Origin of the sequence: Microbacterium sp. JZ37, from assembly GCF_035188445.1 — a bacterium.
Taxonomy (GTDB): Bacteria; Actinomycetota; Actinomycetes; order Actinomycetales; family Microbacteriaceae; genus Microbacterium; species Microbacterium barkeri.
Genome location: NZ_CP045253.1, coordinates 2318455 through 2342539 on the forward strand (window position 1 = coordinate 2318455; position 24085 = coordinate 2342539).

Annotated in this window: 24 protein-coding genes and 1 tRNA gene; 2 read left to right on the forward strand and 23 right to left on the reverse strand. The window is 72.0% G+C overall.

Going from position 1 to position 24085, the window contains the following annotated elements; translation table 11 throughout:
* Nucleotides 1–139: 139 nt before the first annotated feature.
* Both GC092_RS10715 and GC092_RS10720 read right to left on the reverse strand, forming a co-directional pair.
* Complete coding sequence (locus GC092_RS10715) at nucleotides 140–526, reverse strand: ATP-binding cassette domain-containing protein (RefSeq protein ID WP_324011873.1); 387 nt, start codon at nucleotides 524–526, stop codon at nucleotides 140–142.
* Nucleotides 527–671: 145 nt separating this feature from the next.
* Nucleotides 672–745: transfer RNA gene (locus GC092_RS10720), tRNA-Pro, on the reverse strand.
* Between the two features lie 106 nt (nucleotides 746–851).
* Here GC092_RS10720 and GC092_RS10725 point away from each other — a divergent pair.
* Entirely contained in the window at nucleotides 852–1433 is a 582-nt protein-coding gene (locus tag GC092_RS10725) for a GNAT family N-acetyltransferase (protein ID WP_324011875.1), read from the forward strand.
* 37 nt (nucleotides 1434–1470) lie between these two features.
* The gene (locus tag GC092_RS10730; protein ID WP_324011877.1) at nucleotides 1471–1839 is read left to right on the forward strand and encodes an Hsp15 family ribosome-associated heat shock protein; all 369 of its coding nucleotides are present in this window, start codon (nucleotides 1471–1473) and stop codon (nucleotides 1837–1839) included.
* 9 nt (nucleotides 1840–1848) lie between these two features.
* Here GC092_RS10730 and GC092_RS10735 read toward each other — a convergent pair whose 3' ends face one another.
* The 21 genes from GC092_RS10735 to GC092_RS10835 all read right to left on the reverse strand — a co-directional run bounded on the left by GC092_RS10735 (nucleotide 1849) and on the right by GC092_RS10835 (nucleotide 24049).
* On the reverse strand, nucleotides 1849–2748 hold the full coding sequence (locus tag GC092_RS10735; protein WP_324011878.1) for an NUDIX domain-containing protein: 900 nt from the start codon (nucleotides 2746–2748) through the stop codon (nucleotides 1849–1851).
* Between the two features lie 515 nt (nucleotides 2749–3263).
* Complete coding sequence (gene der / locus GC092_RS10740; RefSeq protein ID WP_324011881.1) at nucleotides 3264–4790, reverse strand: ribosome biogenesis GTPase Der; 1527 nt, start codon at nucleotides 4788–4790, stop codon at nucleotides 3264–3266.
* On the reverse strand, nucleotides 4780–5463 hold the full coding sequence (gene cmk, locus GC092_RS10745; RefSeq protein WP_324011882.1) for a (d)CMP kinase: 684 nt from the start codon (nucleotides 5461–5463) through the stop codon (nucleotides 4780–4782). The genes der and cmk overlap by 11 nt, the downstream gene beginning before the upstream one ends.
* Nucleotides 5456–6592, reverse strand: coding sequence for a prephenate dehydrogenase (locus GC092_RS10750; RefSeq protein ID WP_324014896.1), 1137 nt, complete (start codon nucleotides 6590–6592; stop codon nucleotides 5456–5458). Before GC092_RS10750 ends, cmk begins: the two co-directional genes overlap by 8 nt.
* A gap of 11 nt (nucleotides 6593–6603) precedes the next feature.
* The gene (locus GC092_RS10755; protein ID WP_324011884.1) at nucleotides 6604–7401 is read right to left on the reverse strand and encodes a pseudouridine synthase; all 798 of its coding nucleotides are present in this window, start codon (nucleotides 7399–7401) and stop codon (nucleotides 6604–6606) included.
* 204 nt (nucleotides 7402–7605) lie between these two features.
* Nucleotides 7606–8208: an SMC-Scp complex subunit ScpB gene (gene scpB / locus GC092_RS10760; protein ID WP_324011885.1), complete on the reverse strand. Its 603-nt coding sequence runs from the start codon at nucleotides 8206–8208 to the stop codon at nucleotides 7606–7608.
* 45 nt (nucleotides 8209–8253) lie between these two features.
* Nucleotides 8254–9129 (reverse strand): segregation and condensation protein A, encoded by an 876-nt coding sequence (locus tag GC092_RS10765; RefSeq protein ID WP_324011886.1) that lies wholly within the window; start codon nucleotides 9127–9129, stop codon nucleotides 8254–8256.
* Nucleotides 9113–9979 carry a ParA family protein gene (locus GC092_RS10770; RefSeq protein ID WP_324011887.1) on the reverse strand — a complete coding sequence of 289 codons (867 nt, stop codon included), beginning with the start codon at nucleotides 9977–9979 and terminating at the stop codon, nucleotides 9113–9115. Before GC092_RS10770 ends, GC092_RS10765 begins: the two co-directional genes overlap by 17 nt.
* Before the next feature lie 134 nt (nucleotides 9980–10113).
* Nucleotides 10114–11469: an ABC transporter permease gene (locus GC092_RS10775; protein WP_324011888.1), complete on the reverse strand. Its 1356-nt coding sequence runs from the start codon at nucleotides 11467–11469 to the stop codon at nucleotides 10114–10116.
* The gene (locus GC092_RS10780) at nucleotides 11466–12143 is read right to left on the reverse strand and encodes an ABC transporter ATP-binding protein (protein ID WP_271173381.1); all 678 of its coding nucleotides are present in this window, start codon (nucleotides 12141–12143) and stop codon (nucleotides 11466–11468) included. Before GC092_RS10780 ends, GC092_RS10775 begins: the two co-directional genes overlap by 4 nt.
* On the reverse strand, nucleotides 12140–13768 hold the full coding sequence (locus GC092_RS10785; RefSeq protein WP_324011889.1) for an efflux RND transporter periplasmic adaptor subunit: 1629 nt from the start codon (nucleotides 13766–13768) through the stop codon (nucleotides 12140–12142). Before GC092_RS10785 ends, GC092_RS10780 begins: the two co-directional genes overlap by 4 nt.
* 24 nt (nucleotides 13769–13792) lie before the next feature.
* Nucleotides 13793–14854 carry a hypothetical protein gene (locus tag GC092_RS10790; RefSeq protein WP_324011891.1) on the reverse strand — a complete coding sequence of 354 codons (1062 nt, stop codon included), beginning with the start codon at nucleotides 14852–14854 and terminating at the stop codon, nucleotides 13793–13795.
* Between the two features lie 181 nt (nucleotides 14855–15035).
* Nucleotides 15036–15938 carry a site-specific tyrosine recombinase XerD gene (gene xerD / locus GC092_RS10795; RefSeq protein WP_324011892.1) on the reverse strand — a complete coding sequence of 301 codons (903 nt, stop codon included), beginning with the start codon at nucleotides 15936–15938 and terminating at the stop codon, nucleotides 15036–15038.
* Nucleotides 15939–15946: 8 nt separating this feature from the next.
* The gene (locus GC092_RS10800) at nucleotides 15947–16516 is read right to left on the reverse strand and encodes an NUDIX domain-containing protein (protein WP_324011894.1); all 570 of its coding nucleotides are present in this window, start codon (nucleotides 16514–16516) and stop codon (nucleotides 15947–15949) included.
* Entirely contained in the window at nucleotides 16516–18204 is a 1689-nt protein-coding gene (locus GC092_RS10805; protein WP_324014898.1) for a CTP synthase, read from the reverse strand. The genes GC092_RS10800 and GC092_RS10805 overlap by 1 nt, the downstream gene beginning before the upstream one ends.
* 168 nt (nucleotides 18205–18372) lie before the next feature.
* Nucleotides 18373–20064, reverse strand: coding sequence for a DNA repair protein RecN (gene recN / locus GC092_RS10810; protein ID WP_324011895.1), 1692 nt, complete (start codon nucleotides 20062–20064; stop codon nucleotides 18373–18375).
* Nucleotides 20061–21017, reverse strand: a complete 957-nt coding sequence (locus tag GC092_RS10815) for an NAD kinase (RefSeq protein WP_324011897.1) — start codon at nucleotides 21015–21017, stop codon at nucleotides 20061–20063. The genes recN and GC092_RS10815 overlap by 4 nt, the downstream gene beginning before the upstream one ends.
* Nucleotides 21014–21814, reverse strand: a complete 801-nt coding sequence (locus tag GC092_RS10820) for a TlyA family RNA methyltransferase (RefSeq protein WP_324011898.1) — start codon at nucleotides 21812–21814, stop codon at nucleotides 21014–21016. The genes GC092_RS10815 and GC092_RS10820 overlap by 4 nt, the downstream gene beginning before the upstream one ends.
* Nucleotides 21811–21966 carry a hypothetical protein gene (locus GC092_RS10825; RefSeq protein ID WP_271173390.1) on the reverse strand — a complete coding sequence of 52 codons (156 nt, stop codon included), beginning with the start codon at nucleotides 21964–21966 and terminating at the stop codon, nucleotides 21811–21813. Before GC092_RS10825 ends, GC092_RS10820 begins: the two co-directional genes overlap by 4 nt.
* A gap of 9 nt (nucleotides 21967–21975) precedes the next feature.
* Nucleotides 21976–23016 carry an HAD-IIA family hydrolase gene (locus tag GC092_RS10830; protein ID WP_282979244.1) on the reverse strand — a complete coding sequence of 347 codons (1041 nt, stop codon included), beginning with the start codon at nucleotides 23014–23016 and terminating at the stop codon, nucleotides 21976–21978.
* Nucleotides 23000–24049, reverse strand: coding sequence for a tetratricopeptide repeat protein (locus GC092_RS10835; RefSeq protein WP_324011902.1), 1050 nt, complete (start codon nucleotides 24047–24049; stop codon nucleotides 23000–23002). Before GC092_RS10835 ends, GC092_RS10830 begins: the two co-directional genes overlap by 17 nt.
* Nucleotides 24050–24085: the final 36 nt, after the last annotated feature.

Sequence of the window (24085 nt, forward strand, 5' to 3'; positions counted from 1 at the left end):
GCGAAGGAGGCTCGGGACAATGATGCCGTCATCCGATGCAGCCGCCAACGCCACCGTGCGTCGCGCGGCAGCAGCATTCGCACTGCTGTCGGCCCTCCGCTCGTAACGGAAGACGGCGGCCTCGAGGGGCTGTGCCTCTCTACCCAGTTGACGGCACCCGTGCCGTGGCGCTCACCTGAGACCGAGCGGCATCCGGTACGTGATCACTTACTCGAAGGTAGGTCGCCGAGACGGCTCGGGTATGCGGCGTCATCTCCGCGACCGCGGTGACGCCGTAGGCGTCTTCGATCAGTGGTGCCGTGATGACATCCTCTGGTGCTCCTGCTGCCGTTATCCTCCCGTGCTGCAACACGATGACTGTGTCGCAGAAGCGGGCGGGGAGGTAGAGGTCATGCAACGCGGTCACGACTGTGAGGACCTCACTGCGGAGCAGCTCGAGGAGCTCCAGCCGGTAGCGGATGTCGAGATGGTTGGTCGGCTCGTCCAGGACGACGATCTCGGGGTGCTGAGCGAGGGCTCTGGCCAATTGAGCCCGCTGCTGTTCGTCGCGATAGCCCTGCTACAGGACATCTTGCCTGTCCCTGGGGCATGCGCGGGGTGCAAGAACGGTCGAGGAACCAGAAACGAAACAGTGGGCCCTGATAAAAATCACTTCTCATCAGGGCTCTCTGTCGGGATGACAGGATTTGAACCTGCGACCCCCTGACCCCCAGTCAGGTGCGCTACCAAGCTGCGCCACATCCCGTAGCCCGCGCGGACGCGGACAACTCGAACAGTCTACCGGGTCGAACGAGGTGCCGCGAACCCACACGACCGCCGCGTGTGTCGGCGGTCGGGGGTAGCGTCGGGGCATGGCTGAGATCACGACGGCGCCGGCCACCACAGCGCAGTGGCACGACGTGCAGAGCGCCCTCACGGGCGGCGGCGACGGCCGCAGCTGCCAGTGCATGTGGCCCGTGCTTCCGAACAAGGAGTGGCAGACCACGTCCGTTGACGAGCGCGAGCGCATGCTGCGCGACGAGATCGACGCCGGTCCGCCCCCGGGGCTCGTCGCCTACGCCGATGGCCGGGCCGCCGGCTGGGTGCGCGTGGGCCCGCGACCGGCGCAGCGGCGCGTTCTGCGGTCGCGCATCGTGAAGTCGGGAACACAGGAACCTCTGGAGGACGACGGAGTCTGGGCCATCACGTGCTTCTCCATCCGCCGCGAGCACCGCGGCCAGGGCATCACGCGCGCGCTGCTCGACGCGGCCGTGGACTATGCACGAAGCAACGGGGCGCGCGTGCTCGAGGCGTACCCCATCGACACGGACTCCGGGCGCGAGACGCGGTCCAACGACCTCTACGTCGGCGCCCTCTCAACGTTCGCGAATGCGGGGTTCGAGGTCATCGCGCACCCGACCCCGTCGCGAGCCGTGGTCGCTCTGCGCCTCTGACCGCCCTGCGGCGAGCGCGCCGTACGATGGACGGATCATGAGCGAGTCCGTTCGAATCGACGTCTGGCTGTGGGCGGTGCGCGTCTACAAGACCCGGTCCGCGGCGACCACGGCGATCCGCGGCGGACACGTGCGGGTCAACGGCGACCACGTGAAGGCGGCCTACGCCGTGAAGGTCGGCGACGAGGTGCGCGTGCGCATTAACGGCTTCGACCGGATTCTCGGCGTCCGCGGGATGCTCCAGAAGCGCGTGTCGGCGCCACTCGCAGCAGAGGCGTATGAGGACCGCACTCCCCCGCCACCGCCTCGTGAGTTCGTCGCGCCGATCGTCACACGTGACCGTGGCGCAGGCCGACCGACGAAGCGCGAGCGACGAGAGATCGACAAGCTGCTCGGGCGCAGCTGAGCACCGAGATCAGTCCAGCTGCTCGAGGAGCCAGCGCGTCCCCTCGACCGCCGCGCCGACCTCGTCCAGCCGCCGACGCAGCTCCCGATCGCTCGTGACCACAGTGAGCCGCAGCCCCGACGCGACCATCGCCTGGGCACGACGGACGATCTCGTCATCACCCGAGCCATCCGCGGAGAACACGCGCACGCCATCCGCTTCCTCGACGCCGCGCGCAGCGCCTTCGACCACCATCGCGAACAGCGGAAACCACCGCATGCCCTCGAGCCCCAGCGTCGGTGCCTCGATACCGCGCTCGGCCAGGCGGGCGATGCGGTCGCGCAGCCGTGTGGCGGCGCCCTGGCGGTCGCGCCACCATCCGTCGGGCACCGCGCCGACGACGTTCGCCGCGTCGACGAGCACAGCCGGACGGATGTCCAGACGAGCACGCAGATCGGGCCACGCGGCAGCGAACCCCGGATGAAGCGGCAGCGCATCGACGATCGCGGGCGGCACCCACGCGAGCTCGAGGCTCTCAGGGTCGCTGATCACGGGCTCGAACGGATCGGCGACATCGGCCACGACGGTCGTGTACCGCCAGATGCGGGCATCGAACACGTGCGTGAAGCGCGGGACGATCGCACCGTCCGGCACGCCCGCCTCCTCCTGAGCCTCGCGGACCGCGCCTCGCAGCGGGCTCTCGCCCTGGTGCAGCGCGCCGCCCGGCAGAGCCCAGGTTCCGCCGAAGTGGCTCCACCCGACGCGGTGCTGCAGGAGCACGCCGCGCGCGGGATCGACGGCGAGGAGCCCGGCAGCGCCGAAGCGGCCCCAGTAGCGCGTGCCGTCCTCCGCGACCACCCACGCGTCACCCGGGTCGCGCGGGCCGTCAGGCCGTCGCGGCTCACCGGGCGCGGGAGGTTCGATCGTCACCCTTCCAGCCTCGCATATGCCCGCGCGAGCCGGATCACGCGCGGGCGCCGCCATCCGCCGTCACCATCCGGCGTCTTGGTCAGCCGTCCCTGGATTCGGAGCACTGGTGTGCAAGTCACCCCCTGAGCACGACACGCGCACACCAGCCCCACCGATCCGAATCCGGACACGCACGCTACCGGCGCCGCGGCCATCCGCCGTTCCTGAAATCGGACCGGCGGTGCATAAGTCACCCCGTGAGCACGACACGCGCACACCAGCCCCACCGATCCGAATCCGGACACGCGCACGGCCGGAGCCGCAGCCATCCGCCGTTCCTGAAATCGGACCGGCGGTGCATAAGTCACCCCCTGAGCACGACACGCGCACACCAGCCCCACCGATCCGAATCCGGACACGCACGCTGCCGGCGCCGCGACCATCCGGCGCCGCGACCCACCTCGCCCCGGCCCCCCGCCCCGCAGACGCACGAAGGGCGCCCCTCCGAAGAGGGGCGCCCTTGCGACGGTCGGCGCCTATCTGCGCTGGCGCTTCTCGCGCACGCGCATGTTGATGACGATCGGCGTGCCCTCGAAGCCGTACAGCTCGCGCAGGCGTCGCTGCACGAAGCGACGGTAGCCCGGGTCGAGGAAGCCGGTCGTGAAGAGCACGAAGGTCGGCGGACGTGTGCCCGCCTGCGTGCCGAACAGGATGCGCGGCTGCTTGCCGCCTCGGAGCGGGTGCGGGTGCTCCGCGACGAGCTCCGTGATGAACGCGTTGAACTTGCCGGTCGGGATGCGCTGGTCCCACGACTCGAGCGCCTGCTCGAGGGCGGGCACGAGCTTGTCCAGACGACGGCCGGTCTTCGCAGAGATGTTCACGCGCGGCGCCCACGCGACGTGCGCGAGATCCTGCTCGATCTCGCGCTCGAGGTAGCGGCGGCGATCCTGGTTGATCATCTCGGGGCTGTCGAGCAGGTCCCACTTGTTGAACGCGAGCACGAGCGCGCGCCCCGACTCGAGCACGAGGTCGATGATGCGCACGTCCTGCTCGCTGATCGGCTGGGTCACGTCGAGCACGACGACCGCGACCTCTGCCTTCTCGAGCGCGGCCGAGGTGCGCAGCGAGGCGTAGAAGTCCGCGCCCTGCTGCATGTGCACCCGGCGGCGGATGCCCGCGGTGTCGACAAGACGCCACAGCTTGCCGCCGAGTTCCACGACCTCGTCCACGGGGTCGCGCGTCGTGCCCGCCAGGTCGTTGACGACCACGCGCTCCTCGCCGGCCGCCTTGTTGAGCAGCGACGACTTGCCGACGTTGGGGCGGCCGAGGATGGCCACACGACGCGGCCCGCCGATCTCGTGCTTGGCGACGGCCGACACGTCGGGCGTCTTCGCGAGCACGGCGTCGAGCAGGTCCGCGACGCCGCGGCCGTGGATGGCCGAGACCGGGTGCGGCTCGCCGAGGCCCAGGTTCCACAGGGCGGCGGCCTCGGGCTCGTGACGCGCGTCGTCGACCTTGTTCGCGACGAGGAAGACGGGCTTCGACGTCTTGCGCAGCAGGCGGACGACGTGCTCGTCGGTCGAGGTCGCGCCCACCGTCGCGTCCACGACGAAGAGGATGACGTCGGCCAGCTCGATCGCGACCTCCGACTGCAGGGCGACCGACCGGTCGATGCCCTTCGCGTCGGGCTCCCATCCGCCCGTGTCGACGAGCGAGAACCGACGGCCGAGCCACTCGGCCTTGTAGGTCACGCGGTCGCGCGTGACGCCCGGCGTGTCCTCGACGACGGCCTCGCGGCGGCCGAGGATCCGGTTGACGAGCGCCGACTTGCCGACGTTCGGGCGGCCGACGATCGCGATGACCGGCAGGGCCGGAAGGTACTCGATCCCGTCGCCCTCGTCGTGCAGGCCGGCGAGCAGCGCCGCATCCTCGTCGTCGAGCTCGTAGTCCTCGAGGCTCGCGCGCAGGGTCTCCGCGCGGCGCTCGACGAGCTCCTCGTCGAGCTCCGCGAGCTTCTCGGCGAGCCGGTCCGGCTCGCCCTCGTACTCGTTCTCAGCGGCCATCCCGGCCTCCCGTCTTCTCGTCGATCACCGCGAGCACGGCGGCGACGCTCTGGTCGAAATCCAAGTCGGTCGTGTCGACGACGTCCACCCCGGGCGCGGCGTGGAGGAAGTCGACGACCTTGCTGTCTGACGCGTCGCGCTTGCGCATCGCCTCCGCCACGGCAGCGGTGTCGGGGTCGCCGAGCTCGGCCGACCTCCGTGCCGCGCGCACGTCGGGGTGGGCCGTGAGCAGGATGCGCACGGGCGCGTCAGGCGCGACGACGGTCGTGATATCGCGCCCCTCGACGACGACGCCCGGGAGCCCCGACTCCGCCACGAGCGCGCGGAAGAGCTCGTTGACCTTCTCCCGCACCGGCAGCACGCGCGCGACGCCGCTCACGGCGGCGGAGGTCTCGGGCGTGCGGATGGCCTGGGTCACGTCGGTCTCGCCCACGCGGATGGTCCGCACATCGGGATCGAGGGAGACCACGGGCTCGAAGGTCTCGAACGCCGCGAGGACCGCGTCGGCGTCGTCGGTCGAGGCGCCGGCGGCGAGCACGTGCCATGCGAGGGCGCGGTACACCGACCCGGTGTCGAGGTAGCCGTAGCCGAGACGCCGGGCGCTCTCCTTGGAGACGCTCGACTTGCCCGCGCCCGCGGGGCCGTCGATGCCGATGAAGAAGGGTTCAGTCACTGGTGCTCGCAATCCGCCAGCCGCGGGACTCGAGGCCCTCCACGGCGGCGCTCAGGATGGCCGGGTCGACCGCGATCTCCGCGAGGCCGAGCGGGGCCCCCGGAGAGTGCTCGAGTCGGAAGTCCTCGACGTTCACGCCGAGTTCGCCGAGGTCGCCGAACAGCCGGCCGAGCTGGCCCGCCACGTCGTCGACCATGACGACGAGCGACTCGAAGCGTCGGCGCTGGCCGTGCTTGCCCGGCAGGCGCTCCACGCCGACATTTCCGCGGCGGATGGTCTCGGCGATCGCGCGACGGGCGCCCGGGGCGTCAGGGGCGCGGAGGGCCTCCGCGGCCGCCGCGAGATCCGCGGCGAGCGCGTCGAGCGCCTCGACGACGGGCTCGGCGTTCGCGCTGAGGATCTGCACCCACAGCTCGGGCGCCGAGTGCGCGATGCGCGTGGTGTCGCGCACCCCCTGCCCGGCGAGGCTCAGAGAGAGGTCGGGGGCGTCCGCGAAGCGCGCCGCGAGCAGGGACGCGACGACCTGGGGCACGTGCGACACGAGTGCAACCGACCGGTCGTGCTCCTCGGGCGTCATCTCGACCGGCACGGCGCCGAGGTCGAGCGCGAGGGCCTCGATGCGCGCGAGGTCGGCCGCGGGCGTCTCGCCGTCGCGGCAGATCACCCACGGGCGCCCGGTGAAGATGTCGGCGCGCGCGGAGATCGCCCCGCCGCGCTCGCGACCGGCCATGGGATGCGAGCCGATGTAGTGCGTGAGGTCGACGCCGCGGGCGCGCAGGGACCGCAGCGGCTCGAGCTTGACCGATGCGACATCCGTGACGACCGCGCGCGGGAAGCGCACGAGCTCCGACGCGACGACGTCGGCGACGACGTCCGGCGGAACGCACACGACGACGATCGCGGGGTCGTCGCCATCCGCAGCGGGGCGACCCGCTCCGTAGTCCACCGCGAGCCGCAGCTGCGACGGCGAGGTGTCGGCGAGCGCGACGTCGACGCCGTGCTGCGTGAGCGCGTGCCCGATGCTCGCGCCGAGGAGGCCGGATCCGACGACGCGGACGGTGCCCGTGACGCGCGCGGCACGTCCGCTCACGGTCGTCGGAGCGGCGTCGGACACGACGCCGCTCGGCATGCCGCTCTCGCTCACGAGGTCTCCTGCTCCTCCGCTGCCGGAGTCTCGACGCCATCGGCGGGCGGAGCATCCGTCTCACGGCGCGACAGGGTCAGCAGCGCGCCACGCTCCACTTTAGTCAGCTCGCGGGTCTGGCCCACTGGGAGGGTTCCCAGGTGCAGGGGCCCGAACTGGCGGCGCACGAGCTCGAGAACCGGATGGCCGACCGCCGCCATCATGCGGCGCACGATCCGGTTGCGCCCCGAGTGCAGGGTGAGCTCGACGAGGCTCGAGTCGCCCGAGGTGTCGAGCAGGCGGGCCTTGTCGGCGGCGATCGGGCCATCCTCGAGCTCGATGCCGCGCGTGAGCTTCGCGATCGTCTGCGGCGTCACCCGCCCCTCGACCTTCGCGATGTAGACCTTCGTGACGCCGAAGCTCGGGTGGGCGAGCACGTGGGCGAGCTCGCCGTCGTTGGTCAGGACGAGCAGGCCGCTCGTGTCGGCGTCGAGCCGGCCGACGTTGTAGAGGCGCTCCTCCCACTCACGCGTGAAGCGACGCAGGTCGGGGCGGCCGCGGTCGTCCTTCATGGTGCTCACGACGCCCGTGGGCTTGTTGAGCATGACGTACCGCTTCGTCGTGTCGAGCTGCACGGCCGTCCCGTCGACGTCGACGAGGTCCTTCTCGGGGTCGATGCGCGTGCCGAGCTCGGTGACGACGGTGCCGTTGACGCGCACGCGCCCTTCGACGATGAGCTGCTCCGAGACACGGCGGGATGCCACACCGGCGTTCGCGAGCACCTTCTGCAGGCGGATGCCCTCTGCCTCTGTCATGCGCTGTTCCTCTTCTTCCTCTTCGCATGTCTCACGCGCGGCGGCAATACCCCGGCCTTTCCCGCGACGCGTGAGACATCAATGCGTTGTGCGCCGCCCCGTGTCTCGCTTCCCGCTGGAATCATGCCGCGTTTCCGGCGGGAAGTGAGACATGTGTCGCCTCCGGCCGGAGACGAGACAGGCGACGGGGCGGGCCGTTCGTCCTCATGCGGTGAGCTCGTCGAACCCGTCGGCGCCGTCATCGAGCAGCGGCGAGATCGGCGGGAGCTCGTCGAGCGAGTTGATCCCGAGCTGCTGCAGCAGCAGGTCGGTCGTGCCGTAGTTGACCGCGCCCGTCTCCGGGTCGGCATAGAGCTCGGTGATGAGCCCGCGCGCGAGCAGCGTCCGCACGACGGAGTCGACGTTCACGGCACGGATGGACGCCACCTGCGAGCGCGTCACGGGCTGCTTGTAGGCGATCACCGCGAGCGTCTCGAGCGCGGCCTGGGAGAGTCGCGCCGGCGCCTGGCCCCCGACGAAGTCCGCGACGAGGTCGTCGAACTGCTCGCGCACGTAGAACCGCCATCCGCCGCCGACCTCGCGCAGCTCGAATCCGCGCACAGGGCCGCCCGCTGCGCCGTCGTAGTCCGCGACGAGCGTCTCGATCGCCTGGCGCACGGCGGGCACGGGCGCCCCCACTGCCGTCGCGAGGCTCACGACGCTGAGCGGCTCGTCGGCGATCATGAGCACGGCCTCGAGACGCTGCGTCACGGTGCCGCCCGCCGGCGCGTCGACGCGCTCCGCCGTCTCCGTCCGCTCGTCGCTCATCCTCGCCCTCCTGCCTCGGCCATCCGCTTCCGTCCTGCTCCGCGCTCAGCGGTCATAGTCGGCCCCCAGACTCGCCAGCATCTCATCCGACCACTGCTCGGATGTCCAGGTGAGGGTGAGCTCGCCGAGCGGCTCGAGCTGCTCGAAGCTGATGGCCGCATGCCGGTAGAGCTCGAGGACCGCGAGGAACCGCGCGACGACGACGCCGATCTGATCGACCCCCGCGACGAGCTCCCGGAAGCTCATCCTCTCGCGGGAGCGCAGCTGCGTGACGACGATCGCGGCCTGCTCGCGGATGGACACGAGCGGCGCGTGCAGGTGGTCCAGCCCGACGTGGGGAAGGGCCTTCGGGGCGAACGCGAGCATCGCGAGCGCCGCGAACTCCTCCTTCGTGAGCGTCCAGATGAGCTCCGGGGTCTTCGCGCGATGCTTCTCCTCGAGCGGCACGGCGCGTGCGTGGCGCCCGTCCTCGGCCTGCAGGCGCGCCCGGAACCATCCGGACGCCTCCTTGAACGCGCGGTACTGCAGCAGACGGGCGAAGAGCAGATCGCGCGCCTCGAGCAGCGCGACCGACTCGGCGTCGACGAGCTCGCCCTGCGGAAGGAGCCCCGCGACCTTCATGTCGAGCAGCGTCGCGGCGACGACGAGGAACTCGCTGGCCTGGTCGAGGTCCTCCTCGGGCCCGAGATCGCGCAGATACGCGATGAACTCGTCGGTGACCCTGCTCAGCGCGATCTCGGTGATGTCGAGCTCGTGCTTCGAGATGAGGGTCAGCAGGAGGTCGAACGGCCCGTCGAAGTTCCCGAGCGAGACACGGAAGCCGCCGCCTCCGTCCTGCTCCGCGGCCCCCGCCGGGTCTGCCTCCTCCGCGCGCGGGGCGAGCGGAGTCTCGTCGTGCGCCGCGTCAGGCGACGGCGCCACGGGCCACCAGCTCCCGTGCCAGCCGGAGGTAGGCCTGAGCCGCCGGGTGCTCGGGTGCGAACTCCGTGATGGGCACGCCCGACACCGACGCGTCGGGGAACTTCACGGTGCGGCCGATGACCGTCTCGAGCACCTTGTCGCCGAACGCCTCGACGATGCGGTCGAGCACCTCGCGCGAGTGCAGCGTGCGGGAGTCGTACATGGTCGCGAGAAGCCCGTCGAGCTCGATCGCCGGGTTCAGGCGGTCGCGCACCTTGTCGATCGTCTCGATGAGGAGCGCGACTCCGCGCAGGGCGAAGAACTCGCACTCGAGCGGGATGAGCACGCCATGCGCCGCCGTGAGCGCGTTCACGGTGAGGATGCCGAGCGAGGGCTGGCAGTCGATGAGGATGACGTCGTACTCGTTCGCGATGCCGCGGAGCACGCGCGCGAGGATCATCTCGCGGGCGACCTCGTTCACGAGGTGCACCTCGGCCGCCGACAGGTCGATGTTCGCGGGGATGATGTCGAGCCCCTCGACCGCGGTGTGGACGATCGCCTCGTGCGCGTCGCGCTTGGGCTCGAGAAGCAGGTCGTAGATGGTCGTCACGTCGTGCGTCTGCACGCCGAGGCCCGCCGACAGGGCGCCCTGCGGATCGAAGTCCACGGCGAGCACCTTGCGCCCGTACTCTGCGAGCGAGGCCGCGAGGTTGATCGTCGTGGTCGTCTTGCCGACGCCGCCCTTCTGGTTGCAGAGCGCGATGATCCGGGCAGGGCCGTGGCTGTCGAGCTTCGGCGGCGTCGGGAACCCCTGGTACGGACGACCGGTCGGGCCGATCGGTCTCTCGTCCTGCTGGGCCTTGCGCGCCACCGAATCCCCTGCTCTCACTGTCCTGGTTGGTCTCGATACGACCTGTCCGAGTCTAATCGCCCTCTCTCCCGACCCGGTGAGCCGACGCCGCGGGTCGGGGTCGCCGGTGCCCGGGCCCCTTCCCGCGGCGTGTGTCAGGCGCCGCGGAGCGCGTTGACCGGCTCGACCCGCGCGGCACGACGCGCCGGGTACCAGCCCGAGAGCCATCCGACGACCGCGCCGAGCACGACGCCGGCGCAGGCGACGAGCGGGTCGACCACGGCCGTCCACTGCTGTGTCGCGGCCACGACGACGACGGACAGGACCCCGAGCGCGGCCCCGATGAGCCCGCCGAGCAGGCCGATGACGATGGACTCGACCGTGAACTGCGCGGCGATCTGCCGGCGGGTGGCGCCGAGCGCGCGCCGCAGGCCGATCTCGCCGACCCGCTCCATGACCGACAGGAGCGTGACGTTCGCGATCCCGAGTCCGCCGGCGAGCAGCGACACCGCGCCGACGATGACGAACACGATGTTGACGTCGGACTGCACCGCATCGCCCAGATCCGATCCGGCGGATGGCGCGCGCACGTCGAGCGTGTCGGGAGCGTCGGGTGCCAGGGCGAGCGGCGCCTGTTCGGCGATCTGGGGCCCCGCGCCCACGGCGATCCGGACGACGGCCTCGGCGGGCGCGGGCAGCGAGAAGTCGGCGCGCGCGGCGCCGTCGGGGATGATCACGGCGTCTCGGAGCTCGCCGCGCGTCTGCGTCTCGCCCACGATGCCGATCACGGCATACGCCAGGCCGTCGATGAAGATCGAGGGCTGTCGGTCGACGCGCGCGATGCTGAGACGCTCGGCGGCACGCGCGCCGAGCACGGCCACGCGGTCGCCGCGGACGTCATGCCCCTCGTCGAACATGCGCCCCGTGAGCATCTCGCCGCGGACCACGTCGAGCAGCCCGGCCGACGTCGCCATGAGCGGCGGCGGCGCGGTCGCCGGCGCCGACGGGTCGTTGAGCGGCACGGCCGTGATGGCGGCCTCCTCGAGCGGCACCTCCGAGATGAGAGCCGCCGCCTCGGCGCCCGCCAGCAGCTCGAGCCGGTCGGGAGCATCCCACGGGATCGTGCCGAGCGCCCCCGTCCGGCCGTCGGGCCCGCTCGACGCCTCGGCAGGAGCGATGGAGACCTGCGTCGCGGCGACCGCGTCGAACTGGCTCGCGATCTGCGCGGCCGCCGTCTGCGCGAACCCCCAGGTGGCGACGAGGGACCCGATCCCGAGCACGGTGCCGAGGATGGTCATGATGAGTCGGCCGGGGCGCGACCCGATGTCCGTGGTCGCCTCGAGGAACAGATCGCTCGCCGTGAACCGGTCGGCGCGGGCGACGGGGCGCACGAGGTCCACCGCGCGCGAGGGTGCGGGGCCGTCGGCAGAGGGCCGCCGCCGGCGCCAGGTCAGCCGACGGCGGCGCGACGGCGACTCCTCGGCCGGCGCCTCGGTCTCGACGGCGGTCATGCGACCTCGCTCAGCCGGCCGTCGGAGATCCGGATGCTCCGGCGCGCGCGCTCGGCCACGCCCTGGTCATGCGTGATCACGACGAGCGTGAGACCGTCGGCGTTGAGCTCCTCGAAGAGCTCCATGACCTCGCGCGAGGTCTTCTGGTCGAGGCTGCCGGTCGGCTCGTCCGCGAGGAGCAGCCGGGGCCCGCTCACGACCGCTCGCGCGACGGCGACGCGCTGCCGCTCGCCGCCCGAGAGCGTGCCGGGGAAGAACGACTTGCGGTGCCCCAGCCCGACGCGGTCGAGGGCCGCCTCGGCGCGAGCCTCGCGCTCGGCGCGCGGCACGCCGCTGTAGAGCATGGGCATGAGCACGTTGTCGAGCACGGTGCGACGCGGCATGAGGTGGAACGCCTGGAAGACGAAGCCGATGAACTGCGCGCGCACGGCGGCGCGCTCGTCCTCGGTCAGATCGCCGGTGAGGGCGCCCGCGAGCCGGTACTCCCCCACGGTCGGACGATCGAGGAGACCGAGGATGTTCAGCATGGTCGACTTGCCCGAGCCGCTCGGCCCGACGATCGACGCGTACTCGCCCTGCTCGAGCCGGAGCGATGCGGCCTTGAGCGCCTGCACCTCCGGCGGCCCGGGGAACGAGCGGGTCACGTCGCGGAGCTCGACGATGGGATCGGTCACGAGCCGACCACCACGAGGTCGCCCTCCTCGAGCTCGCCCTCGACCGGAGTCACCTCGACGTAGCCGCCCGCGGCGAGGCCGGTCTCGACCGTCACGAGACGCGTCTCGGCGCTCTCGCCGTCACGCGGGTCGCCCGTGACGACCTCGACGCGCGAGTCGCCGCCGGGGCCCGCCGTGAGGGCCGCGTACGGCACCGAGAGCACCTCGCCCTCGGTCGCGCCGACCGGCACGTTGATGCGGACGTTCGTGCCCTGCACCTGCTCCATCTGCTCGGGAGTGAGCGGGTCGGGCTCGAAGGAGATCTTCGTCCGGCCGCCGTCCTCCGCGGGCTCGATCGCGGCGATGACCGCGCGGTGCTCGGCGCCGTCCGGCAGCTCGAAGGTCGCCTCGGCGCCGACCTCGAGCAGCTCGACGTCGGCGGCAGCGGCGGTGCCCGTGAGCTCGACCGACGCGCCGGACACCGTCATGGCGGCACCCTCGAGCGCGGCGCCGCGCTCGACGTTCACGGCGTCGACGCGGCGCGGCAGCTCCTGCAGGTAGAGCACCTCGCTCGCCGGGAGGAACGGCAGCGCCGACTCGCGCGCCTCGGCGAGCGAGGCGTTCGCCGTCTCGACACCGGCGATCGCGCTGTCGACCATCGCCTGCTCGGCGCTCGTGTCGCGGGGAGCGTCGAGGGCCTGTCGCTGCAGCTCCGCGACCGCGAGCTGATCGCGCAGGTCGCTCGCATCCTCACCCGCCCCCTCGGCCGCGGCGATCTGGCGGTGCAGGCTCGCGATCTGGTTGTCCGCCTCGCGGATCTCGATGTCCGACGGGCCCTGGCCCGCCGTCGCGAGGGCCTTGCGCGCGTCCGCGAGCGACTGCTCCGCCATCCGCACGCCCTCCTCGGCCGCGATCACCGCCTCCGCGACGCCCTCCTCGGGCTCGGGAGCCGGATACCCGGCCTGGTTGTAGAGCTCGCCCACCGCGAGCGCCGTCGCCTCGTCGAAGACATCGGACGCGGCGTCGCCGACACCGATCCCGACGGCCGTGAGGGCTTCCTTGAGCTGGATGACGTCGGGGCCGGAGACCCCGACGCGCAGCGTGCGGTAGGCCGGCAGCTCCCCCGGCAGCACGATGACCGGCCGCCCGGTCACCTCGAGCGCGATCGAGAGGCTGTCGAGTTCCGCGCCCGCCTCGGGCACCTGCCCGGTCACGATGGCGGCCCCCGTGAACGACGACGTGTCGATCTTGAGCTCGACCGCGTCGGTGTAGCCGACGTCGCCGCGCAGCGTGACGTCGTTGCTCAGCGCGCCGAACTCGACCGGCACCGTGACGAGGCCCGGGTCCGGCGCCCCCGCCCCTGCCGCCGCGTCGAGCGGCGAGATCACGAAGCGCCCGAGCGCGAGGCCCCCGGCGAGCGCGACGACCGCGACCGCCGCGGTGATCCACAGCCCCTTGTTGCCGCGGATGACGCGCCCCCACCCGGCGGCGCGTCCCTGCGTGCTCTCGGCCGGCGCCTCCTCGACGGCCGCCTGCTCGACGACCTCGTCGAACGTCGCGTCCGTCGAGGCGGCGTCGGATGTTGCGGGGACGAGCTCTGTCTCTCGGTCCTGCTCGTCCCCGCCGCTCTTCTCGCGCCCCTCCATGCGAAGATCCCGTGCGCGCACCGCTCAGCTCGCCTGCTCGGCAGCGGCCTTGTACGCCTCGAGCTCGGCCTTGTTGTCGGCGATGAACTGCTCCTCGAGCTCGAACTGGATGCGCAGGCTCGCGTCGCGGTAGTCGGTCTTCTCGCGGCAGTCGAGGTCGACGAGCGCGATCTCGATCTCCTTCTCGGCGAGCTCCTTCCACTCGGGCGTCTGCGTGGGGTCGCTCTGCTCCTCGAGAGCCGCGAGCTCCTCCTCGCTCGCGTTCTCGAAGTCGAAGTCCTCGTACGCGGCGTTCTGCTCCTCGTAGAAGGCGTTCTGCTTCTCCGAGAGCTCGTTCATCGGGTCCGCCTGCTTCGAGTAGCCCGCGTGGCCCGCGTCGGCCATGCACGACGCCCACTCCGCGTCGAGCTCGACCATCTCGGGCGACTCCTGGACGGTCGTGTAGAGCTCGTCCATCTTCGTCATGAGCGGCTCGAACTCCTCGTACAGCTTGTCCCAGAGGTTCGTGCCGTACACCTCGTCCGACGCCTCCCCGTTGCAGCCGCGATCGGCGGTCTCGTAGAACGCGTTCCAGTCGAACTCGGGGTCGCTCATCTCCTCCTCGGACGGCTGCTCGCCCCAGAGCGTCTCGTTGTAGGCCAGCTGCTCCGACTCCGACAGCGACTCGATGTACTCCTGGTTCGGGTCGACGTACTCCTCCGGCTCGGGCTGCGGCTGGTCCTGCCACGGGTCGTTGAACATGCCGTACCCGTACTGCGCGACCCACTCGCGCGACTCGGGGTCCCAGACCCCGTCGTCCTCGAAGACCACGCCGCCGTTCTGCAGGTTGGGCACGTACTCGAAGCCCTCGGCCTGCATGCACTCCGCGGTGCGCTCCTCGATCTCGCGCGTCTGCTCGTCCATCTGCTTCTGCTGCTCCTCGGGCGAGAGGTCGCTGCCGTACACGGCTGCCGTGTACTCGTTGAGGGGCGAGTCCTCCCACGAGAGCTCGGGCTCACCGCCGCCCTGCTGCGAGCATCCCGCGAGGGTCGCGGTGAGGATGGCCGCCGAGGCGACGAGCGTGAGAGGGCGTGTGGTTCGCATCATGGTCCCTGCGTCGAGGCGCGGCGAGCGCGCGGTGCTGTGTCCTGCCATCGTTCCAAGCGCGCGACCCGCGGGGCATCCGTCTGGAGGATGATCTGCGGAGGCGCTCTCACTGAGGATGTGTCGCCGCAGCGCCGATTCCTCTTATCGCGGAGGACTTCGTTACCGACCCGTGATATTCCGGTCAGAGCGCTCGGGGATGGCTCGTCGCGTACACATCGCGGAGCGTGTCGACCGTGACGTGGGTGTAGATCTGCGTGGTCGCGACCGACGAGTGGCCGAGGAGCTCCTGCACGACGCGCACGTCGGCGCCGCCCTGCAGGAGGTGCGTCGCGAACGAGTGGCGGAGTGTGTGCGGGGACACGTGCGCCTCGAGGTGCGCGCGCTCCGCAGCCGCCTGGATCACGAGCCACGCGCTCTGCCGCGAGAGCGGGGCGCCGCGGGCGCCGAGGAAGATCTTCGCGGTGGCCCTCCCCTTCGCCGCGAGCTCGGGGCGCACGCGCGTGAGGTACGCATCCACCGCGGCGCGCGCGAACGACCCCACCGGCACGATGCGCTCCTTCGAGCCCTTGCCGCGCAGACGCAGCACGTCGCCGCTCGCGAGGTCGTCGACATCGAGAGAGATCGCCTCCGACACGCGCGCGCCGGTCGCGTAGAGCAGCTCCAGCAGGGCGCGATCGCGGATGCCCAGGGGCTCGTCGGGCGAGGGCGCGGCGAGCAGGCGCTCGACCTGCTCGATCGTCAGGGCCTTCGGGAGCCGCTGCGGCTGCTTCGGAGGACGCAGCCGCTGGGCGGGATCGTCGGCCGCGAGGCCCTCGCGCACGAGGAAGCGGTGCAGACCGCGCACGGATGACTGGAGGCGAGCGAGTGAGGAGGCAGCGGGCGGCGGGTCCTCCCCGGCCCGTGCCGCCGCGAACTCCGCGGCGATCGCGGGGGTCACGGCGTCAGCATCGTCGACCCCGTTCGCGCGCAGCCACGCGGCATAGCCCTCCAGATCGCGGCGGTACGCCGCGATCGTGTGCTCCGACAGGCCGCGCTCGATCGTGAGGTGCCGCAGATACGCGTCGACGGCGCGCTCGAGACGCACGCCGCGTCCTAGGCGCCGCGCAGCCGCGCCGCGGCCAGCAGCAGTCCCATGCCCGTGGTCGCGTTCCGGAACCGCCCTTCGACCACCGCGCGCACGGCCTCCTCGAGGGGCAGCCACTCCACGCGCATGTCGGCCTCCTCGCCCTCGCGCTCGAACGCGCCTTCCGTCGGCGTGAGGTCGCGTGCGAGGAACAGGTGGATGAGCTCCGACGTGCCGCCCGGCGACAGATGCACGGCGCTCAGCTCCTGCCAGTCCGCGGCCTCGAGGTCGGCCTCCTCGGCGAGCTCCCGCTGCGCGGCCTCGAGCGGGCTCTCGCCCGCGACGTCGAGGAGCCCGGCGGGGAGCTCCCAGTCGCGCTCGCCGATCGGATGGCGGTACTGCTGGATGAGCAGGACGCGCTCGTCCGCGTCGAGTGCGACGACCGCCGCCGCCCCGGGATGGGCGAGGTACTGGCGCGTCAGCTGGTCGTCGCCGTAGACGAAACGCTCCGAGACGATGTCCCACACGATGCCGCGGAACGCGACCTCGCTCTCGACGATCTCGACCTCGTGGGCCTCGTCTCGGAGCTCCTCGGTCATCAGGCGTTCTCGACGTCGAACAGCTCGCTCGCCCGGCTGCGCTCGACGGCCGCGCCGACGAGCCCGCGGAACAGCGGGTGCGGGTCGGTCGGGCGCGAGCGGAGCTCGGGGTGCGCCTGGGTCGCGATGTAGTACGGGTGCACGTCGCGCGGCAGCTCGACGAACTCGACGAGGTCGAGGTCGGGGTTCAGGCCGGAGAACACGAGCCCCGCCTCGGCGAGCTGCGCCCGGTAGGCGTTGTTGACCTCGTAGCGGTGGCGGTGGCGCTCCTGGACCTCGGCGGCGCCGTAGAGGTCGGCGGCGAGCGAGCCGTCCGCGAGGCGCGCGGGGTACAGACCGAGGCGCATCGTGCCGCCGAGGTCGCCGCGGTCGAGGATGTCGACCTGCTCGGCCATCGTCGCGATGACGGGAGCGGTCGTCTCGGGGTCGAACTCGGTCGACGACGCGTCGGCGATGCCGGCCACGTCGCGGGCGTACTCGATCACCATGCACTGCAGGCCGAGGCACAGGCCGAGCGTAGGGATGCCCTGCTCGCGGGCGAAGCGGAGCGCTCCGAGCTTGCCCTCGATGCCGCGGATGCCGAATCCGCCGGGCACGCAGATGCCGTCGAGCGACGACAGCTGCTCCTTGGCGCCCTCGGGCGTCTCGCAGGTGTCCGACGGGATCCAGCGGATGTTGACCTTGGTCTCCTGCGCGAATCCGCCGGCCTTGAGCGCCTCGGTCACCGAGAGGTAGGCGTCGGGCAGGTCGATGTACTTGCCGACGAGGCCGATCGTCACCTCGTGCTTCGGGTTGTGGACCGCGTGCAGGACGCGGCCCCAGCGCGTCCAGTCGACGTCGCCGGCCTTCTCGGCGAGGCCGAGGCGGCGCGCGATGTAGGCGTCGAGGCCCTGCTCGTTGAGCGTCGACGGGATGTCGTAGATGCTCGGGAGGTCGACCGTGTTCACGACGCCCTCGATGTCGACGTCGCACATGAGGGCGATCTTGTTGCGGTTGCTCTCGCTCACAGGGCGATCGCTGCGGAGCACGAGCGCGTCGGGCTGGATGCCGACCTGGCGCAGCGCGGCCACCGAGTGCTGCGTGGGCTTCGTCTTCTGCTCGCCGGATGCGCCCATGAACGGCACGAGCGACACGTGCACGAAGAACACGTTGTCGCGACCGAGCTCGTGGCGCAGCTGCCGGGCCGCCTCGAGGAACGGCTGCGACTCGATGTCGCCGACCGTGCCGCCGACCTCCGTGATGATGACGTCGGGACGCGGCTCGTCCTCGGCCTGCAGGCGCATGCGCCGCTTGATCTCGTCGGTGATGTGCGGGATGACCTGCACAGTGTCGCCCAGGTACTCGCCGCGGCGCTCGCGCGCGATGACCTGCGAGTAGATCTGGCCCGTCGTGACGTTCGCGGCCTGCGACAGGTTGATGTCGAGGAAGCGCTCGTAGTGCCCGATGTCGAGGTCGGTCTCGGCGCCGTCGTCCGTGACGAAGACCTCGCCGTGCTGGAACGGGTTCATCGTGCCGGGGTCGACGTTGAGGTACGGGTCGAGCTTCTGCATGACCACGTGCAGCCCGCGTGCGGTGAGGAGGTTCCCGAGACTCGCGGCCGTGAGCCCCTTGCCGAGCGAGGAGACGACACCGCCCGTCACGAAGATCTGCTTGGTGGTGTCGTCGCGCCGTGCCTCAGGAGTCTGCATCACGGGCTTCGATCCTAACAGTCCGGGGTGGGAGGAGGGCGTGCCGCTCGCAGTGTGCTCCCAGCGGCGGATGCTTGTCGCGGCCGACGGGAGGCGCCGCGCCCGGCATCCTTCGGGCTATCGTGCCACGTTCCCGGCGCGCGGGCGAGAGCGACCTCGCGGGCGGTGTCAGACGGCGGTGTGGGCGAGCGCGAGAAGCTCGCGCGCGTGGGTCAGCGCAGCGTCCGAGTCGGCCAGTCCCGAGAGCAGCCGTGCCATCTCGGCCTCCCGCTCTGCGCCCTCCAGACGCTGCACGCTCGAGCGGGTGACCGACCCGTCGTTGGCCTTGACCACGCTCAGGTGGTTGCTCGCGAACGCCGCCACCTGCGCGAGATGGGTCACCGCGATCACCTGCGACGACTGCGCGAGGCGCGCGAGGCGCTTGCCGACCTCGATCGCCGCGGCGCCGCCGATGCCCGCGTCGACCTCGTCGAACACGAACGTCGGCACGGGGTCGGTCTCGGCGATCACGACCTCGATCGCGAGCATCACGCGGCTCAGCTCGCCGCCCGACGCGCCGCGCGCGACCGAGCGCGGCTCGGCTCCGGGGTGCGGAGCGAGCAGGAAGGCGACGTCGTCGCGCCCGGTCGCCGATTCCTGGCCCGGCGAGACCTCCACGACGAGACGCGCGTCGGGCATCGCGAGGGCGTGCAGCTCCTCCGTGACAGCGTCGCCGAGGCGCGTCGCCGCCTCCCGGCGCGCCGCGGTGAGCGTCGCTGCCGCGGCGTCGAGCGCGGCGCGCGACTCCTCGCGCTGGGCGGACAGCCGCTCGATCCGGTCTCCGTCGTCGTCGAGCTCCGCGAGCCGCGCGGAGCCCGTCTCGAGGAGGGCGATCGCGGCGTCGAGCGACCCGTGAGCGCGGACGAGAGAGCCGACGGCGGCCCGGCGCTCCTCGACCGCCGCCAGCTCCTGCGGCCCGGTCTCGTCGAGATCGGCGAGGAAGCCCGAGAGCTCGACGGCGAGGTCCGCCGCCCGGTATCCGAGGTCGGCGATCTGCTCCGCCAGGGTCGTGAGCGCCGGGTCGCCCGCGCGCTCGAGCGCGCGACGCGCCTCGCTCACGAGCCCCGAGACATCCGGAGCTCCCTCCTCGCTCGAGAGGGCCTCGCGGGCGAGCGCCGCCGCAGACCGCAGCTCCTCGGCGTTCGCGAGCCGCTCGGCGCGCTCGGCGAGCTGCACGTCCTCGCCCTCGACAGGGGCGATCTGCTCGATCTCCGCGAGGGTCGCGCGCAGGGACTCCGCCTCGGCTTCGCGCGCGGTGCGCTCGGTCGTGAGGGTCTCCAGCTCGCGCTCGAGCTCGCGGTGCGCATGCCATGCGACCCGGTAGGCCTCGAGGGCCTCGCGCACGGGCGCTCCCGCGAAGCGGTCGAGCGCGTCGCGCTGAGCGGCCGCCGAGCGGAGACGCAGCTGATCGGTCTGGCCGTGCACGACGACGAGCGCATCAGCGAGGTCGGCGAGCACCCCGGCCGGGGCGGCGCGGCCGCCCACGCTCGCACGACTGCGACCCTCGGCGGCGAGCGTGCGCGAGAGATACAGCTCGGCGCTGCCGTCGCCGATCGGCTCCAGGTCGCCGCCGGCGTCGCGCACGCGCTCGGCGACGGCGCCGGTCTCCGGCACGATCCACACGCCCTCGACGACAGCCTGCGCCGCCCCCGCGCGCACGGCGCCCGAGTCGGCGCGCTGGCCGAGCAGCAGCCCGAGGCCGGTCACCACCATGGTCTTGCCCGCACCGGTCTCGCCCGTGATCGCCGTGAACCCGGCGCCCATGGGCAGGGTCGCCTCGGCGATCACGCCGAGGTCGCGCAGTCGCATCTCCTCGATCACTCGTGGGCCTCCAGGCTCGGCAGCGTGAGGGTCTCGGTGGGCGTGTGCTCGCTCGGGCCGCGCCATCCCTCGGTCGGCAGCTTGAACTTGCGGACGAGCCGGTCGGTGAACGCGGCGGGGTGCAGGCGGGCGAGCAGCACGGGCTTCGGCGAGCGCCGCACGACGACGCGCGCGCCGGGCGGGAGCGGGTGCGAGCGGCGCCCGTCGCACCAGAGGACGCCGGTGCCCGCCGAGTCGTCCTTGAGCTCGACTGCGACGGCGTGGTCGGGCCCGACAACGAGGGGCTTCGAGAACAGCGTGTGCGCCGAGAGCGGCACGACGGCGATCGCCTGCACGGTCGGCCAGATGACGGGCCCGCCCGCGGAGAAGTTGTACGCCGTGGATCCCGTCGGAGTCGCGACGACGACGCCGTCCGCACCGTACGCCGTGAGCGGCCGACGGTCGACCTCGATGATGACCTCGATCATCCGCTCGCGCTGGTCCTTCTCGATCGCTGCCTCGTTCAGGGCCCACGTCTCGTAGACCACACGGTCGTCGTCGTCCTTCACGATGACGGCGAGGGCGAGGCGCTCCTCGACCGCGTAGTCGCCGATGATCGCGCGGTGGACGGCCTCGTCCATGTCGTCGCGCTCGATCTCGGCGAGGAAGCCGACGTGCCCCATGTTGACGCCGAGGACAGGCGCCGTGCCTCCGCGCACCAGCTCGGCCGCGCGCAGGATGGTGCCGTCTCCCCCGAGCACGATCGCGATGTCGATCTCGGTCAGGGCCACGTCGACGCCGAGAGCGGGGACGTCGGCGAGCTCGGCGACGATCGCGGACAGCTCGGCACGGTCGTCGGGGGCGAGCACCGGGACGGCGCCCTCGGCGCGCACGGCGTTCACGACCCGCACCGCGGCGCGCACCGTGTCCTCGCGATACGCGTGGGCGACGATCAGGATCCTGCGCTGCGTCATCGTCCTCCCGCCTCCGTCACGATCGTGTCCTCCCATTCTGTCGGATCCGCTCCGCGGCCCGGCGAGATGTGCACAAGCACCTCGACATTGCCGTGCGCGCCCTCGATCGGCGAACGGCGCACCGCGCGGGTGCCGAGGCCGAGATCCCAGGCAGCACGCAGGACGCCGCGCACGGCATCGATGCGGAGAGCGGGGTCGATCACGACACCGCCGCGGATGCCGGTGCGCCCCACCTCGAACTGCGGCTTGACGAGCAGGACGACGTCGGCGCCGTCTGCCGCCACCGACGCGACGGATGGCAGGACGAGCGTGAGCGAGATGAACGACAGGTCGCCCGTGACGACGGAGGGCGGTGTCGCAATGCCGCTGGCCTCCGCGAGCCTCTCCGGGGTCATGAACCGCACGTTGAAGCCCTCGACCGCACGCACCTCGGGATCGCTCGCGACCGCTGGCGCGAGCTGTCCGTGGCCCACGTCGACGGCGATGACCGGGGACGCCCCGCGGGCTCGGAGCACCTGGGTGAAGCCGCCGGTCGACGCTCCCATGTCGAGCGCGGCCCGGTCGGCGACCTCGATCGAGAACGCGTCGAGCGCGTGAATGAGCTTGTGGGCGCCGCGGCTGACCCACTGATCGGCGGCGTCCACCTCGATGCGCGTCGTGTCGTCGACCCTCGCCGACGCCTTCGTGACGATCTCGCCCTCGACCCGCACCGCGCCATCCGCGATGAGGCCCGCCGCGTGCGTGCGCGAGCGCGCGAGGCCGCGCTCGGCGAGCGCCGCGTCGAGTCGCTGCGTCATCGGGGCGCGGTGCCGTCGCGAGGAGCGGACTCGAGCCGCGCGGCCAGCTCGTCGTGCAGGGCCGCGTACGCGCTCGCCCGCTCGGCGAGAGGCTGATCCTCGATCACCCTGAGCCGGCTGACGAGCTCTGCGCCGTGGTCCTGATCCGTCACCCGTTCAGACTAGCCGCGGCGGAAGCGGTCCTCGTAGAGGCGCTCGGGCACGCGGAAGCCGAAGATCTGGCGGCCGGTGTCCCAGATCGCCTTCGACGCCGCACGCAGCAGGTCGATGTCGCGCGTTCCCTCGCTCACGATGTGCACGTCGGGCCCGTCGATGCGCACGGCGGCGTCGCGGACCCAGACCGTGTCGCCCTTCACGCGGGCGACGGGATACGGCTCGAAGAGCTCGCGCAGGTCGCTGAGGATGTAGGTCGGGCGCGAGTGAGACGGCGCGGCGAGGATGTGCTTGGGCCGGTCGATCCCCGTCAGCACGATCGCCGACGCCATCCCGGCCGCCTGCGCGCCCATGATGTCGGTGTCGAGCCGGTCGCCCAGGAACAGCGGGTTCTGCGCCGAGAATCGTGCGACCGCCGCGTGGAAGATCGGGGCCTCGGGCTTGCCGGCGACCGTCGCGAGACGACCGACGGCCGTGTGCACGGCCGACACGAGCGTGCCGTTTCCCGGCGCGACGCCCCGCGCCTGCGGGATCGTCCAGTCGGTGTTCGTCGCGATCCAGGGGATGCCGCCCTCCTCCTCGGGAAGAGCGAGGGCGAACGCGGCCTCCGCGAGCTGGGTCCAGCCCACCTCGGGTGCGAAGCCCTGGACCACGGCCGCCGGCGCGTCCTCGGCACTGCGGGTGACGACATAGCCGGCCTTCTCGGCCTCGACGACGAGGCCCTCCCCGCCCACGACGAGGATGGTCGAGCCTGCCGGCACGCGCTCCGCGAGCAGGCGCATGGCGGCCTGCGGGCTCGTCACGACGTCGTCGGGCGCGGTGGGGATGCCGAGCTCGCTCAGGTGAGCGGCGACGGACGCGTCCGTCCGCGAGGCGTTGTTCGTGATGAACCCGAGCCGGCGGCCCTCGCTCGTCGCACGGTTCAGGCTCTCGACCGCGTGCGGCAGCGGCCCGGGGCCGGCGTAGACGACGCCGTCGAGGTCGGCGAGGAGGACGTCGACCCCCTCGATCGGTGCGGGGCCATCCGTCCGCTTAGAAAAGAGCGCCATCGGGGCGGTCATCCTCCGTCGTCGATTCCTCAGGTGCAGGCTGCTGCTCTCCGCGCGCCTCGGACTCGGCGTCCTCGGTGTCGACCGGTGTCGCGTCGGGCTCGGCGGCAGCGGCAGCGTCCGGCGTCGTGTCGGCGGCGCCCTCGATCCCGGCGGCGATCAGGATCTCGGACACCTCGTCCTCGATCGTGAACTCCTGCTCGGGCTCGGGCTCGGGCTCGGGCTCCTCTGCCGGCTCGGGCTCGGGCTCCTCTGCCGGCTCGGGAGCGGCTGCGGGGTCCTGCTCGCTTGCCGTCTCGAGCTCGGAGGCGGCGTCGTCGGACGCGTGCTCCTCCTCGGCCGGGAGCGCCTCGGTGTCGGTGTCGTCGACGAAGATGAAGTCGTCCTCGTCTGCGCCGCGGTGCGCGAGGAGCGCCTCCTCGGCCACCTCCGCCCGGCGGCGCCACGACGCCGCCTCATCGGTGCGGCCGAGGTCCTCGAGCACGTTCGCGCGCGCCGCGAAGAGACCCGGGCTCCACTCGAACGCCCGATCGGGATCGAGCTCCGGGATGTCGAGCTCGTGCAGGGCCAGCTCGGTCTGACCGAGATCCAGACGCGCACCCGACATCGCGATCGCGAGCTCGACGCGCGCCGCGACGTCAAGGGCCTCGCGGTCGGCGGCGCGACCCTCCTCGAGCGCCTTCTCGGGGCGCCCGACGCCGCGTTCGCTGTCGACGATGAGCGCGACGTTGTCGTTGCGCCCCGTGATCCTCCGCTGCGTGCGCAGCTCGCGCAGGGCGAGCGCGAAGTCGCCGTTCGCGTACGCGGTGATCGCCAGCGTCTCCCGGGCGACGCCGATGCGGCCTGCGTGTCGCACCGCGGCGAGGGCGTGCTCGTGGGCGAGCTGCGGGTCCTCGTCGATCAGGCGCGACGCCATCGCGAGATGACGTGCGACGCGCTCCGCGTTCTCCTTGCTGAGGGTCTTCAGCTCGTTGCGGGCTGCCGGCGCGAGATCGCGCGCCGTGATGTCCTCGGGAAGGAACGGATCGGGCACGCGAGCGTGCTCGGGCGGACGCGACGCGCCGCCACC